Here is a 13,277-nt window from a genome sequence, read left to right on the forward strand (position 1 = left end):
ATCAGCCGACTTACTGGCAGACTCAACGCCTCTGAGTTGCCCTGGCTCCACCCAGAAACCAGCTTTTCAATGCGCCGAAAGCCTGTTCCCACAGTGCTCCATTAGACGCACAGCCCAACTCATTGTTGTGGGTCAGTGCGCAGCGGAAGGTATCCCCGGGTATAGGCCACGGCCACGGCAGCTGCTCGATCATTGACGCCGAGCTTGGCATAAGCGTGCAGCAGATGCGTCTTCACCGTCGCTTCGCTGATGAACAGCTCCTTGGCGGCTTCACGGTTGGTCAGGCCCGAGGCAACCAGCTGAAGGATCTCCAACTCCCGTGCGGATAAGTTCTCTGGCACTGGCTGACGGGTGCGCCCCATAAGACGCGCGGCCACACCCGAGGCCAGCACAGCCTCTCCCCGAGCCGCACTGATGGCGGCCCGAAACAGCTCATCCCGGGGAGCGTCCTTGAGGAGATATCCGGTGGCGCCGGCTTCGATGGCAGGCAGCACGTCACTATCAGTGTCGAAGGTGGTCAGCACCAGGATCCGGGCGGGATGGCCCAGCCCGGAGAGCTCGCGAATCGCGCTGACCCCGTCGGTACCGGGCATCCGCAGATCCATAAGAATCAGATCCGGGTTCAGCTGCTGGGCCAAGGCCACCGCTTCTGCACCGTCGGCGGCCTCGCCCAGGACGTCAAAACGTGGATCTGCGCTGAACATGCTGGTCAGTCCGCTGCGGACCACGGGATGGTCATCTGCGACCAGTACGGTGATCATGACTCCTCATTCTCAGGCAGGGGGACAGGTACAGAAGCCGACACTGCGGTGCCTCCGCCCTCTTCTGACTCTATGCTGAGCCATCCATTGAGGCGCTGCATGCGTTGGCGCATTCCCACCAGACCGAATCCATGCCCCTGACCGGCCGTCCCAGTTTGTGCAGGTTGACTGAATCCCACGCCGTCGTCACGGATATCCAGGGCCACCTGATCCTCCATATAGGACAGCGTGATCTGGACCTTCCCCGCCCGAGCGTGCTTAGCCACATTCGTCAGAGACTCTTGAGCGATGCGCAGCAGGGCTATCTCGGTCTCAGGGTCCACCGTGTGGGGTCTGCCGGTGGTCACCAGCGCGGCCGCTACTCCTTCCTCCTGGGACCACCGATCCGTCAGCGCGGCGATCGCCTCTGGGAGTCTGGCACCCTCGAGCTCGGCCGGCTGCACCGCCTGAACCGTACGGCGTGCCTCAACCAGTGTGCGTCGAGCCGAATCCTCGGCTTGGACAAGATGCTTGCGCATCGCTTCCGCGTCCTCCGGAGTCTGCGAGGCAGCTTGCAACTGCGCGAGAATTCCCGCCAACGACTGAGCAAGAGTGTCATGAATCTCGGCAGCCATGCGCTGGCGCTCATCCAGTACACCTGCGTGCCGTGCCTGACTGACCAGCTGCGAATGCAGCCGCTGGTTCTCCGTCAGTGCCTCTTCGAGCCGCAGGTTCGCCCGATGGAGTTCGGCCAGACCTTGCTTCTGACGTTGAGAGTGTCCATAGGCCAGGTTCGCGAAATAGATGAATGTGCTCGCCAGTACGGCCGTCACAGCACTGATGATCGCCCACAACCACCATGAATCGTCGTCGATGATGTTCCTCAGACCGCCCACATGGCCCACCGCCATGATCATGGAATTCGCGACGACGCCGACGAAGATCCACGGGCCTCTGAGGTACCGGAGGGCATGAACATAGCCGATGAACGCAAAAATCGAGAAGAAGGGCGCCACCGCGACCAGTCCTGCGCTCAGCCCCAGCAGCCCGACATAATAGAGACCCATCAGCCGAGCATCATCGTGCCATTGAGGGTGCAGGGTGATGAACCACGCCAGCCACAGCAGGGTGGTCAGCACCAGCCCCAGAAGCGCAGGCAGATGCACCGGGTGAAACCACAGCGGCTGCAATAGCGCCAGAAAGGTCCCAATGCCCAGCAGGATGTAGGGAAGCACATTGTGCGTGGCGATCTCGCGGCGCTCCCAGCGATCATGCTCCTCGCGCAGCTCGGCCTCTATACTCACGTACCCCTACTCCCAGCGGAAGTACCGGACTGCCAGCGCTCCGGCTGCTACTGTCCAAGCCAGCATGACGAGCAGATGCAGCAGCTGCGGCCAGTCCCCGGCGGTGGCATCTTGCAGCGATTGTACGCCTGCCCCCAACGGGGTGAAGTCGCTGACGGTGCGAAGAACATCGTTCATCGCGTCCCGGGGAATCCATAGGCCAGCGAAGAACATCATGGGGAATAACAGGATCGTGCCGATCGCCCCGGTGGCGGTGCCGGTGGGCATGAGAGAGGCGACTAAGAGTCCTACAGCGAACATTGCGGTGGAGCACAGCAGGAATGCAGTCGCATAACCCGGGACGTTCTGGGGGAGGGCTACCTCGAAAGCGAAGCGGGCGATACCCAGAATGACCAGAGACACGACCAGGGCGAAGACCAGTGACATCAGCAGCTGAGCGCTCAGCATCGTACTCGGCTTCACCGGGGTGACCCTGAGTCGGCGCAGGACGCCTTTCTCGCGGTAGGTGACGAAATACTGCGGAAAGCTGCTCAAAGCGAAGACGGTGATGGCGATGGCCACCATGATGGGTGCGTAGAGATCGATGATTCTGGCGCCACCGAACTCCTCCTGGGGTTCCCGAAAGGGTGGGATCAGCCCGAAGATGATCATCAGAACCGGCGGAAATCCCAGGATGAACATCCATGCCATCGGTTCCCGAAGGAAGAGCTTGGTCTCAGTGAGGGTGAGTCGGATCAGGGGTTTCATAGTTGTCAGTCCTCCAGGGAGCGGCCGGTGAGTGCGATGAAGGCGTCCTCCAGGGAAGCTCTCTGGATACGAAGATCCGCGGGGACGACGCCGCTGCGGGCCAGGCTGCTGGTCAGCACATGCAGGAGGTTCCCGGTTCCGGTCACGACCAGCTGAGAACCGGACTGCTCTGCTGTGACGACCTCCTCCGCGGCCAGGAGTGTCTCCAGGTCCACCGGGGCAGAGGGGCGGCACCGGATGAGTTGCCGATCGCTGACCCGGGCCACTAGCCCGGTGGGCGAATCCACTGCGACCACCTTGCCCCGGTCAATAATCGCCAACCGGTCGCAGAGCCGCTCCGCTTCCTCCATGAAATGGGTGACCATCAGGACCGTCACCCCGCGGTCGCGAATGCGCTCCACTAAATCCCAGGTATTGCGGCGGGCCTGTGGATCCAATCCGGTGGTCAGCTCATCTAGAATCACCACCCGAGGGTTACCAATGAGAGCTAGGGCGATGTTCAGGCGTTGTTTCTGCCCGCCAGAGAGTTTTCGGAAGGGCGTACTGCGCTTCTCCTCGAGACCCAGGATCGCTGTCAGTTCTTGCCAGTCAGCGGGGTCACGATAGAACGAGCTGTAGAGATCTAAAGCCTCGCTGACTTTCAGTTTGTCCGGAAGCTGGCTCTGCTGCAGTTGGACACCCAGCACCTGACTGAGACCCACGTGGTCACGCTGGGGATGCAGTCCGGCGACAGCGATGCTGCCGCTGTCCGGTACTCGCAGGCCCGAGAGGCACTCCACGGTGGTGGTCTTGCCTGCGCCATTGGGACCTACGATGCCGAAGATCTCGCCTTCGTCCACGCTGAGAGTCACACCGTCCACGGCGGTGCGCCCGCCGTAGCTTTTGGTGAGGTTCTCTATCTCGATGATGGTCATGCATTCAGCATGGCTTTGACACCGGCTGTGGCACATCGACGATCAGGGTGGAGTTCCTTAGCTGGGAGGATGACCCGCCCATCCACCGATCGGTGGAGAAGCAGGCGGCACTTGTAGGCCTTGGGGCTATCCTGTGAGTCGTCACTACTGTGGGAGGTGCAATGACAGGTGCCCGTCCGGGGACAGGCAGCGCAGGAACGCTGAAGCGCTCTCTGCTGCTGGTCATCGCCCGAGTAGCAGCAGGCGTGAGTCTGGCGGTGCTGGGGGTTCTCTTCTTCTCAGCTGGCCAGATGATCCAGAACTTTCAGGGTCTGGATCTCCACAGTGCCTCAGCCGTCACCCTCCACATCAGCACCGGCGTCTTCGTACTGGCCCTCATACTGCATTCGGCAGTGACCAAGACTGGTCTCTGGGCCGCTGCAGGGTCAGCGGCACTTTTCGCACTGACATTCCTGCAGGCGGCCCTGGGCAGCTACCTCACACTGACTGCGCATATCACCGGAGCGCTGGTTACTGTGGTGCTGTGCACATGTCTCACCGCATGGATCTTTACCCGCCCCGGTGTTCACGTGCCAGCGAGCATCACCGGAGTAACCGAGCCTGAGGACAGCAGCCTATGAGCACCTTCGTCACCACCAAGACGCGGCCGCGGCGTCGAACTTTGCTTCCAGTGGCACTGATAACCCTGCTGACACTGGCCGGTTGCGGAGATTCAGAGGACAACTCAGGGGGCGAGCCTGAAGGCCCCGCGGAACAGCAGTCCCAGCAGGCGCCCCAGGGCGAGGACACCATCACCATGGAGCAGGTCCAGGAGAACGACGACGCCGACTCCTGCTGGGCTGCCATCGAGGGAACGGTCTACGACCTCACTGAGTGGATCTCAGCCCACCCGGGCGGCCCCAGCCGCATTGAGCAGCTCTGCGGAACTGATGCCACCGGGGCCTTCCAGGCTCAGCACGGGGGACAGCAGCGTCCCGAACAGCAGCTGGCCGAGTTCGCCATCGGAGTCCTGGAGGACTGACGAGGCCTCCGTGATAGCCCCAGAACCCTCAGACCAAAAGGTTCTAGTGACTCCGTCAACGGGTTCAATGACATGAGTGGGGGACGGGATGGGCATCAATGATGTCTCCCGTCCCCACTCATGTGCGGACTGACTGAACCCTGAGAGTTCGTCTTGTGGGGCTCTAGCCGCCGCGGACCTCTTCAGCGGAAGAGCGGGCAGCGTCACTCACGTGCTCCGTCTGCGACTGGCCTTCGGATTTCAGCGTTTCCGCGCTGTCAGTAGCGGACTCTTTAACACGCTGCACTGATTCTTGTGCGGGTTGCTTCATCTCCTCGGCCATGGACTGGGCCTGGCTCTTGGCATCATCGACCAGCGGCTGTGCCTGGTCTTCGAGCTTGGCAGCTGCCTTCCGCTCCGCCTCGGATGCCGGAAGCAGCGAGGCCACCAACCAACCGGCGCCCAGTGCTATGAGCCCTGCTGCCAGTGGATTTCCTCGCGTCTTCTCCTTGGTCTGCTGCGGGACCTGGTGAGTGGAGTCGGCTAGATGCTCGGCTCCCTCACTGACGCGTGAGGTTGCATCGTTTGCGGTACCCATAACCTTGTCCTTCCATCCTGTCACGGTGTCGCGCACCTTCTCGGTTTGGCGGTGAGCCACCTTTGATGGCGAGACTTTCTCAGACAGGGCGTCGACGTCCTGAGACAGTTCACTGCGAGTTCGTTCTATCTCTTCGCGGATTTCATCGGGATTCTGTGTCATCGTGCTTCCTTTGACGGAGTGAGGGCATCGGGAACTTCCTTAAGCGTCTCCGCCGTTTGCGGGGCGCCTTCTGCTTCGTCGATGGTCTTCTTGCCCAGCAGTGCCAGCACCGCGGCGATGATTGCCCAGAGCACGGCCACAATCACCCCTGACCATCCGTAGCCGACCTCGGTATCTCCGATTGCGGCCCATAGAGCGAGGGAGAGGAACAGCAGAACGAAGTGGCCTGCGACTCCCGCACCGCCGAACATTCCGGCGCTCTTTCCGGCTTTCTTGGCGGTGTCGGTCATTTCTGCTTTCGCCAGGGCCATCTCCTGACGGATCAGTGTGGAGAGATCGGTGGTGATGCGGGACATCAGCGTGCCCAGCGATTCCTGCTCCGGTCGCGGCCCTGGTTCAGTGGGGGGAGGAACCTGACTCATCGGCCACCACCTTGTGTATAGGGATCGGTCACTGGGCTGTAGCCGGGTGTCTGGTCCTCGGGACGGGTGCCGTAGGCGGGCGCTCCTCCACCGGGTCCGGTGGCGGGGTTTCCGGATACTGGTGCTGACGCTCGTTCAGTGGGCGGTGTTGGTGCCGCTGGCGTGACTGGTGTCGCCGCTGTCGCTGCCGGCTCTGCGTGATGCTGCGGAACCGAAGCAGACTCACCGGGATGGCCCGATGACGAATCCTCCGAATGGTTACGCATGATCCCTCGCGTGAGGCGACCTGCAGCGAAACCGACACCGGCAGAAATTGCCAGGAAAGCGAAGGGCCGCCGGCGTGCGAAACTCTGCACTTCATGGAGTACGTCTGCCGGCTCGTGCTGTTCAAGCCATGTGGCAGCCGCGTCGGCCCTGGAGCTCAGCTGTTCCACGACATCAGAAGCCACCCCGGGCTCAGGCTGTTCTCCCTTGGCCATGCGTCCGATGTCATCGCTGAAGGTGCGCACCATACCGGCGGCACGTTCTAGCTGGTCAGATGCCTGTGACTGCAGAAGGGACCCTGCTTCTTCGCCGAGGCGCTTCGCTTCGCGTACGGCGTCGTCCTTCACGCTGGAAGCCTCTTCGAAAGCAGTGTCTTTGATGGCGTGCCCTGCGTCCTTGGCCTCACCGGCCACATCCTGTGCAGCCTCCTTGACCTGACTTCCCTCGTCCGAGGATTCGGCGTCGGAATCTCCGTAGACCTGAGGCGCGGCGAGACCCGGCGTAGCCGCGGGCGAAGGCGGCACATAGCCAGCCGGGGGAGCCGGTTCAGGCGCGGGGGGAGTCTGCGGCACGCCAGTAGGCCCATCTGCGCCTGGTTCAGGCGCGGGCCGGTTCTGTGGGGTGTTGTATGGATCTGCCATGACTTACCTTTCGTCGGGGTCGTCGGCATCGCGACGAACACGATGTCGCTGAGCCTGACGCTAGAAACGTCGCCTTGAACTTGCCTGTGTCTCAGGCGTGCGTTGCCTCACAACTTCCCTCATAAACGCCCTACCTCGCCGTCGGTACCGCTGAGCGGTCGCTTCTGCGTCACGAGAGGCCGCTATCCAGACATCAGCGGTGACCCATCACATAAGGTGTAGAGGGCTGCGTCACAGGCGCAGGTCACAGCAATCTGGCCCCGACCGGAGAGATGCCCCACGATGTCTCGCATTACATGCCCCGTCATGAACTCCAAGCTCACCACTGCCGAGCGTGCAGCGGCCACCATTAACGACGGCGACCGGGTGGGTATGAGCGGGTTCACCGGATCGGGCTACCCCAAAGCCGTTCCCGCAGCCCTGGCCGAGCGGGCAAAGAATGAGGGCGGCGATTTCGGTATCGAACTGCTCACCGGGGCCTCCACTGCACCAGAGCTCGACGGTGTCCTCGCCGAGGCGGGCGTTATCCGCAAAAGGCTGCCGTTTCAGTCAGATCCAGCACTGCGCAAGAGCATCAATACCGGCCACACCGAATACGTGGACACCCATCTCTCGCACTCAGCCCAGCAGGCCTGGTTCGGCTTCTACGGCAATCTCGACGTCGCCGTCGTGGAAGTCTCTGCCGTGCTTCCCAACGGACTGCTGGTCCCCTCCAGCTCAGTAGGCAATAACAAGACCTGGCTGGACCTGGCGGATAAAGTCATCATCGAAGTCAATGACTGGCATCCGCGGGCCTATGAGGGTTTCCACGACGTCTACTACGGCACCAAACTTCCTCCGGAGCGTCGTCCCATCCAGCTGCTGGATCCACTGCAGCGCATTGGGGATCCCTATCTGCGGGTGGATCCTGAGAAGGTGGTCGCCGTCGTCGAAACTCATGCCCCGGACCGCAACCTGCCGTTCAAAGATCCGGACGAGAACTCCAAGGCCATGGCCGAGCATGTGGTGGACTTCCTGCGCTTTGAGATCACCCAGGGGCGGCTGCCGGAGAACCTGCTGCCGCTGCAGTCCGGGGTGGGCAATGTCGCCAATGCCGTGATGGCAGAGTTCGCTCACTCGGAGTTCGAGAACCTCACCGCCTACACCGAGGTCATCCAGGACGGCATGCTGGATCTGATCGATACCGGCAAACTCACAGCCGTCTCGGCCACGGCCTTCTCCCTGTCGGCTGAGCGCGCCGCGTTGTTCAACGCCAAGGCTGAGGAGTACAAGGGGCGAATCCTGATGCGCACCCAGGAGATCTCCAACCATCCCGAAGTGATCCGCCGGCTGGGAATTATCGCCATCAACGGCATGGTCGAGGCTGATATCTACGGGAACGTGAACTCCACGCATGTCATGGGCAGCTCGATCATCAACGGCATCGGGGGCTCCGGAGACTTCGCCCGAAACGCGTTCCTGAACTTCTTCGTCTCACCCTCCACCGCCAAGGGCGGAAAAATCTCCTCGATCGTGCCGTTCGCCAGTCACGTCGACCACACCGAACATGATGTTCAGGTGCTGGTGACCGAACAGGGGTTGGCGGATCTGCGCGGACTCTCTCCCACCGCGCGCGCTAAGAAGATCATCACCAACTGCGCACACCCGGACTATCGGGACCGGCTGCAGGACTATATCGACCGCGCCGCAGCAGCAAACCCCAATGGCCAGCACACCCCGCACCTGCTTGCAGAGGCGCTCAGCTGGCACGAGAACTACCAGTCCCACGGGCATATGTAATTCTGCTCTGAGTGGGATTATCCACAGTTGTTATCCACAGTGTGGAGAAACTACAAGTGTGTAACTCCCCAGGTCAGAGCGTTTTCCACAGGGTCCTGTGGAGTCTGGGGAAACTGTTACACAGGGAAAGCGACCATGGTGGAGCCCACGGCTGTCAGCGCGATCAGGACCAGGGCAATACCAGTGATGCCCGCCCACTGCCACAGCCTGCGGCTCTTCCCCCGCGGGGCGCGGGCGATCACCAGCGCGCACAGCGCTCCGGCGACCAGGCCGCCCAGGTGTCCCTGCCAGGAGATATTCGGCACCAGGAAGCTGACCACCATATTCACCGCCACCAGCGCCACAATCCCGCCGGTTTCTGCACCTGAGGCGCGAGAAAGGATGAACAAAGCGCCGAAGAGACCAAAGACCGCACCAGAGGCGCCCACAGTGGGGGTCAGCGGGTCGGTGAGGAAGAGGACGGCCACTGAGCCGCCGAATGCTGAGAGCAGCAGCAGGGCCACATAGCGGGCAGCTCCGACGGCGGGTTCAATCACCCGGCCCACGAACAGTAGCGCCATCATGTTGAACAGGATGTGCATTGCTGAAGAGGGCGAGTGCAGGACCGCGGCGGTGAGCATTCGCCAGGGCTCAAAGGAGGGGAACCAGTCCGAGGTGTAGGCCGGTGCATAGGCCAGGGCACCGGTGACATCCAGACCCAGACCAAGGCGCGGGCTTGCCAATTGCAGCAGGTACATCACTACGCACAGCGCGATGACCGTATAGGTCACCGTGGGGCGGCCACTGCCGACCGGGGTGCCGAACTGCGTGCGCTGCGCCGGGCGCCGTCGTCGTGCTTCTTCTACGCATTCCGGGCAGTGGACGCCCACCGGGGCTTGGACCTGGCACTCTGGACAGACCGGCCGCGAGCAGCGCTGACACTGCACATAGGCCGGCCTGTCCGGGTGCCGGTAGCAGAGGTTCATAGAGTCTGCTGGGTGGAGCTGAGGTTAAAGAGCCTCGATGGAGATGGTCTCGATGACCACGTCCTCCTTGGGACGGTCACGCATATCGGTCTTGACGTTGTTCAGCTGGTCCACCACCTGCTGGGAGGCTTCCTCGCGGACCTCACCGAAGATGGTGTGCTTGCCCTGCAGCCAGGTGGTGGGCACCGAGGTGATGAAGAACTGGGAGCCGTTGGTGCCTGGGCCAGCATTGGCCATGGCCAGCTTGTAAGGAGCGGTGAAATCCAGCTCCGGGTGGATCTCATCCTCGAACTGGTAGCCGGGGCCGCCGATGCCCATACCCAGCGGGTCACCGCCCTGGATCATGAAGTCAGAGATGATGCGGTGGAAGACAGTGCCGTCGTAGAGCGGGGTGCCGGTCTTGTCTTCACCGGACTCCGGGTGGGTCCAGGACTTCTGGCCGGTGGCCAGGCCCACGAAGTTCTCCACAGTCTTGGGAGCGTGGTTTCCGAAGAGCTCCACCACGATGTCGCCCAGAGTGGTCTTGATAGTTGCCTTATGCGTTGCGATAGCAGTCATAACGGCCATTCTCCCACTTCTGTACTGAGCAGTTTTCTGGATGTCACCTGTGAATTTACTCGGTGTATGCGTAGTACTTGGCGTTGCCATAGCACCGGCAACTCAAGACCACGTAGGCTTAGGCCTGCAACCGATCCTGATTCGGAGGACCACGTATGTTCGGTAAGAAGAAGAAACCGAGCCACAGTTGGGAGCACACTGTGCTCGCCGGAGTCGATACTGCGAAGGAATGGGCCGCCCCAAAGCTGGGCGTGGCTGCAGACTTCGCGGAGAATACCTACCGCAAGAGCGCTCCGAAGGTTCAGGACGCCTCGGCACGTGCGCTGCACGCGGTAAACGACGGTGCAGCTGTGGCAGGTGCCAAGATCAAGCAATACTCGTCCCTGGCCGGTGAAGGCCTGGCATCGCAGTATGACAAGCTCCCTCCTAAGGCCAAGAAGGAAGTGGAGATGGTGCTGTCGAAGTACGACAACGCCCGTGCTGATCTCACCAAGAAGTATGTGCCCGCAGCATCAGCCAAGTTGGGCGGCTACGCGGACAAGACCGCAAAGCTGATCCACAAGGCCGAGGTTGATCCCCGGGTGGAGAAGGCACTGATCAAGGCCACTGGCGATAAGAAGATCGTCAAGAAGCTGAAGAAGAGCTCCGAGAAGTACGCCAAGCAGGCAGCTAAGGAGCTCAAGAAGCAGCAGAAGGCTTCCAGCCGCAAGAAGGGCCTGCTGATCTTTGGCCTGGTCGCAGCTGGTGTGACTGCCGGCGTGGCCGCCTGGCGCGCCTCCCAGCCGGTGGAGGATCCGTGGAAGAAGCCGCAGCCGGTTTCCTCCTCCAAGATTCCTGCTGACTCGGCCAAGCCTGCAAACCAGGCCGAGACTAATGCCTCCACCAAGCCCACCGAGGCCGAAGTGCCGGCACCGAAGCCAGCCACTGACTGATGTCATGCTGACCTAGGTTGAACAGAACCTGAAGAAGAAGGACCCGGATGATCTCCGGGTCCTTCTTCTTTGTGCGCCGTTCTGGGCGACCTCATCGTTCAGGGAGCGGGCGGTCTGCGGGCGGGGTTCCGGATGTGAGGTCCAGACCGCCAGGGGCGCTGCTCAGCGGATGGGATTGAGCTGCGCAGCCTTCTGCGCGGCACCCTGAAGCCCCAAGGACTCCAGCCAGTTGCCCAGCATGCGGTAGCCGCCCTCTGTCAGCACTGATTCTGGGTGGTACTGCATCCCCCACAGGGGCGCATCCTTATGGGCCAGTCCCATGATCACGCCATCGGCAGTAGTGGCTGTGACCTCCAAAACCTCCGGCACGGACTCAGGTACCACCGCTAGGGAGTGATAGCGGGTGGCATTGAAAGTTTCAGGGAGTCCTGCGAAAGAGGGATGACCTGTATGGGTCACCGGTGAGGTCTTGCCGTGCATCAGCTGCGGAGCGTGAGTGACAGTGGCACCGAAGGCCTCACCCAAGCCCTGGTGGCCCAGGCAGACGCCCAGCATGGGTTCCTGCGCCTGAGCGCACCAGCGGATCAGCTCCACGGACACCCCGGCTTCAGAAGGGGTGCCGGGGCCGGGAGAGATCAGCACGCCGTCGTGCTCCGCGGCCATATTCTTGGCCTCTTCCAGAGTGAGGTCATCATTGCGGATCACAGTGGTCTCAGCACCGAGTTCGCGCAGGTATCCCACCAGGGTGTAGACGAAGCTGTCGTAGTTGTCGATGACGAGGATGCGGGTCATCAAGCTCCTTCCAGGGTGGAGTCGTTGAAGGGGCTGTACTGGCTCAACCACGGGAAGGCGAACTCCATCAGCAGAAACACGATACCGGCAACCAGAAGCAGGGCCAGAATAATCCTGATCCACAGCGGACCAGGCAGCACATGATTGAAGAACCAGGCGTACATCAGCGCTCTCCTGAAGCCTGCGGCACATCGGCACCGGGAATGTGATGGGCGATAGCGGCGGGGATCTCCCCACCAGTGGGCTCGAAGTCCGTGATCCGGGCGTGGGTGATTAGTCGCTCGGCGTTGGAGTACAGCGGGTGGCAGGTGGTCAGGGTCAGGATCCCGGTGTCCGGTTCCGGCTGTGACTCATCGCCGGGTACCGGAAGCAGCACCTCGCGCTGGTGGGGCTGCACCACATAGGACTCGAATACCTCGTAAATGTAGATACCTTCAGCGGTCTGTAGGTACAGCTCATCACCGGGCTGTAAGCGGTCCTGGTTGCCCAGCATGCTGGCGTAGGTATTGCGATGGCCGGCCACAGCGAAGTTCCCGGGCTCATCGGGCCACTGGGTAGTGGGATAGTGGCCGACGCCGCCGCGGTCTAGCTGCATAGCTTCTACGCCCTGGCGCACTGGCGCCGCCCAGTTATCACCGAGTCGTGGTGCATAGAGCATGGCCATGGTGGACTCGCCATCGGCGAGATCTCGCATCGAGGGGCTGCAGCCGATCTCGGTGCCGTCCTCCAGTGTGTAGCAAGCCTCGAAGGTGGACTCATCACCGTTGCCGTTGACTTCGCCGTCGCCGCCGAGATCTTCACCTGCGGCCTGGATCTGGGAGTAGAACTCTTCAGTGGCTTCACGCCGGTCCCTGTCGGCGTCAATTCCGGTCCACCACAGTTCCCACACCACGAAGAGCAGGCCTAGTACGCCTAGGGTGATCAGCACTTCACCGAAGCCGCCCAGAATGCGTCCACCGATGCTGGGGCGGCGCTCAGCCCGGGCCGCCCGGCGCATGCGGGTGCGGTCTGCGGGGCGGATATGGCGTGGGGATGCAGTAGTCATGGTGGGTCAGTCATGCACTTTGCGTAGAATGGCGCGCAGACCATAGCGGCCATGCGAGGACCCGGCGGACGGGTCACTCTCAGCATACCCATACCGAGGAGCATCAGTGCCAGAGTCCAAACACCGGAAGAACCGCTCCAACCGCGCGGCTGCGGAGGCAAGCTCCTCCCCGCTGCGCGACGCTGAGCCCTTCGATTTTAAGGACCTCGACGGCGAGGATGACTCGCTTCCCACCTGGTACAAGGTGACCATGTTCGGCCTCATGATCCTGGGGCTGCTGTGGATCATCCTCTGGTACATCTCCAATGGTGCGCTGCCGGTCAGTGCGGCTGGCAGCTGGAACATTGCAATCGGTTTCGGTGTGGCGATGGTCGGGTTCTTCATGACCATGCGCTGGAAGTAACCAGGAGCTTT

General features: G+C 61.8%; 17 protein-coding genes. 5 read left to right on the forward strand and 12 right to left on the reverse strand.

The features are described 5' to 3' along the window. Positions 1 to 119: 119 nt before the first annotated feature. Genes ABEA23_RS03110 through ABEA23_RS03125 form a run of 4 tightly spaced genes read right to left on the reverse strand, consistent with a single transcriptional unit; the run spans position 120 to position 3,705 of the window. Complete coding sequence (locus tag ABEA23_RS03110; protein ID WP_345476608.1) at positions 120 to 761, reverse strand: response regulator; 642 nt, start codon at positions 759 to 761, stop codon at positions 120 to 122. After that, a complete protein-coding gene (locus ABEA23_RS03115) occupies positions 758 to 2,044 on the reverse strand; it encodes a sensor histidine kinase (RefSeq protein ID WP_345476609.1) in 1,287 nt (428 codons plus the stop codon). The genes ABEA23_RS03110 and ABEA23_RS03115 overlap by 4 nt, the downstream gene beginning before the upstream one ends. A gap of 6 nt (positions 2,045 to 2,050) precedes the next feature. Beyond that, entirely contained in the window at positions 2,051 to 2,791 is a 741-nt protein-coding gene (locus ABEA23_RS03120; RefSeq protein WP_345476610.1) for an ABC transporter permease, read from the reverse strand. A 5-nt stretch (positions 2,792 to 2,796) separates the two neighbouring features. Further along, positions 2,797 to 3,705, reverse strand: a complete 909-nt coding sequence (locus ABEA23_RS03125) for an ABC transporter ATP-binding protein (protein WP_345476611.1) — start codon at positions 3,703 to 3,705, stop codon at positions 2,797 to 2,799. 161 nt (positions 3,706 to 3,866) lie between these two features. Between ABEA23_RS03125 and ABEA23_RS03130 the strand changes: the two genes are divergently transcribed. Then, on the forward strand, positions 3,867 to 4,325 hold the full coding sequence (locus ABEA23_RS03130; RefSeq protein ID WP_345476612.1) for a hypothetical protein: 459 nt from the start codon (positions 3,867 to 3,869) through the stop codon (positions 4,323 to 4,325). Then, positions 4,322 to 4,726, forward strand: coding sequence for a cytochrome b5 domain-containing protein (locus tag ABEA23_RS03135; RefSeq protein WP_345476613.1), 405 nt, complete (start codon positions 4,322 to 4,324; stop codon positions 4,724 to 4,726). Before ABEA23_RS03130 ends, ABEA23_RS03135 begins: the two co-directional genes overlap by 4 nt. Before the next feature lie 163 nt (positions 4,727 to 4,889). Here the strand turns inward: ABEA23_RS03135 and ABEA23_RS03140 are convergent, their stop codons facing one another. The 3 genes from ABEA23_RS03140 to ABEA23_RS03150 are packed head-to-tail and all read right to left on the reverse strand — an operon-like array spanning position 4,890 to position 6,792. Continuing rightward, positions 4,890 to 5,465, reverse strand: coding sequence for a DUF3618 domain-containing protein (locus ABEA23_RS03140; RefSeq protein WP_044495603.1), 576 nt, complete (start codon positions 5,463 to 5,465; stop codon positions 4,890 to 4,892). Then, positions 5,462 to 5,887, reverse strand: a complete 426-nt coding sequence (locus ABEA23_RS03145; RefSeq protein ID WP_044495602.1) for a phage holin family protein — start codon at positions 5,885 to 5,887, stop codon at positions 5,462 to 5,464. Before ABEA23_RS03145 ends, ABEA23_RS03140 begins: the two co-directional genes overlap by 4 nt. Next, positions 5,884 to 6,792: a hypothetical protein gene (locus ABEA23_RS03150; protein WP_345476614.1), complete on the reverse strand. Its 909-nt coding sequence runs from the start codon at positions 6,790 to 6,792 to the stop codon at positions 5,884 to 5,886. Before ABEA23_RS03150 ends, ABEA23_RS03145 begins: the two co-directional genes overlap by 4 nt. Before the next feature lie 282 nt (positions 6,793 to 7,074). On the opposite strand from ABEA23_RS03150, the gene scpC reads away from it, so the two are divergent. Continuing rightward, on the forward strand, positions 7,075 to 8,571 hold the full coding sequence (gene scpC, locus ABEA23_RS03155) for a succinyl-CoA:acetate CoA-transferase ScpC (RefSeq protein ID WP_345476615.1): 1,497 nt from the start codon (positions 7,075 to 7,077) through the stop codon (positions 8,569 to 8,571). Between the two features lie 116 nt (positions 8,572 to 8,687). On the opposite strand, the gene ABEA23_RS03160 is transcribed toward scpC, so the two are convergent. Beyond that, on the reverse strand, positions 8,688 to 9,440 hold the full coding sequence (locus tag ABEA23_RS03160; protein ID WP_345476616.1) for a rhomboid family intramembrane serine protease: 753 nt from the start codon (positions 9,438 to 9,440) through the stop codon (positions 8,688 to 8,690). A 120-nt stretch (positions 9,441 to 9,560) separates the two neighbouring features. After that, a complete protein-coding gene (locus ABEA23_RS03165) occupies positions 9,561 to 10,094 on the reverse strand; it encodes a peptidylprolyl isomerase (protein WP_044495591.1) in 534 nt (177 codons plus the stop codon). Between the two features lie 155 nt (positions 10,095 to 10,249). Here ABEA23_RS03165 and ABEA23_RS03170 point away from each other — a divergent pair, with 155 nt between their 5' ends. Beyond that, positions 10,250 to 11,026: a hypothetical protein gene (locus ABEA23_RS03170; RefSeq protein WP_044495588.1), complete on the forward strand. Its 777-nt coding sequence runs from the start codon at positions 10,250 to 10,252 to the stop codon at positions 11,024 to 11,026. 162 nt (positions 11,027 to 11,188) lie between these two features. Here ABEA23_RS03170 and ABEA23_RS03175 read toward each other — a convergent pair whose 3' ends face one another. Genes ABEA23_RS03175 through ABEA23_RS03185 form a run of 3 tightly spaced genes read right to left on the reverse strand, consistent with a single transcriptional unit; the run spans position 11,189 to position 12,863 of the window. Then, entirely contained in the window at positions 11,189 to 11,818 is a 630-nt protein-coding gene (locus ABEA23_RS03175; protein ID WP_345476617.1) for an aminodeoxychorismate/anthranilate synthase component II, read from the reverse strand. Next, on the reverse strand, positions 11,818 to 11,982 hold the full coding sequence (locus ABEA23_RS03180) for a hypothetical protein (RefSeq protein WP_345476618.1): 165 nt from the start codon (positions 11,980 to 11,982) through the stop codon (positions 11,818 to 11,820). Before ABEA23_RS03180 ends, ABEA23_RS03175 begins: the two co-directional genes overlap by 1 nt. Next, the gene (locus ABEA23_RS03185; protein WP_345476619.1) at positions 11,982 to 12,863 is read right to left on the reverse strand and encodes a class E sortase; all 882 of its coding nucleotides are present in this window, start codon (positions 12,861 to 12,863) and stop codon (positions 11,982 to 11,984) included. The genes ABEA23_RS03180 and ABEA23_RS03185 overlap by 1 nt, the downstream gene beginning before the upstream one ends. Before the next feature lie 106 nt (positions 12,864 to 12,969). On the opposite strand from ABEA23_RS03185, the gene ABEA23_RS03190 reads away from it, so the two are divergent. Further along, on the forward strand, positions 12,970 to 13,266 hold the full coding sequence (locus tag ABEA23_RS03190; RefSeq protein WP_345476620.1) for a cell division protein CrgA: 297 nt from the start codon (positions 12,970 to 12,972) through the stop codon (positions 13,264 to 13,266). Positions 13,267 to 13,277: the final 11 nt, after the last annotated feature.

The organism is Nesterenkonia rhizosphaerae (genome assembly GCF_039544555.1).
Classification (GTDB): Bacteria; Actinomycetota; Actinomycetes; order Actinomycetales; family Micrococcaceae; genus Nesterenkonia; species Nesterenkonia rhizosphaerae.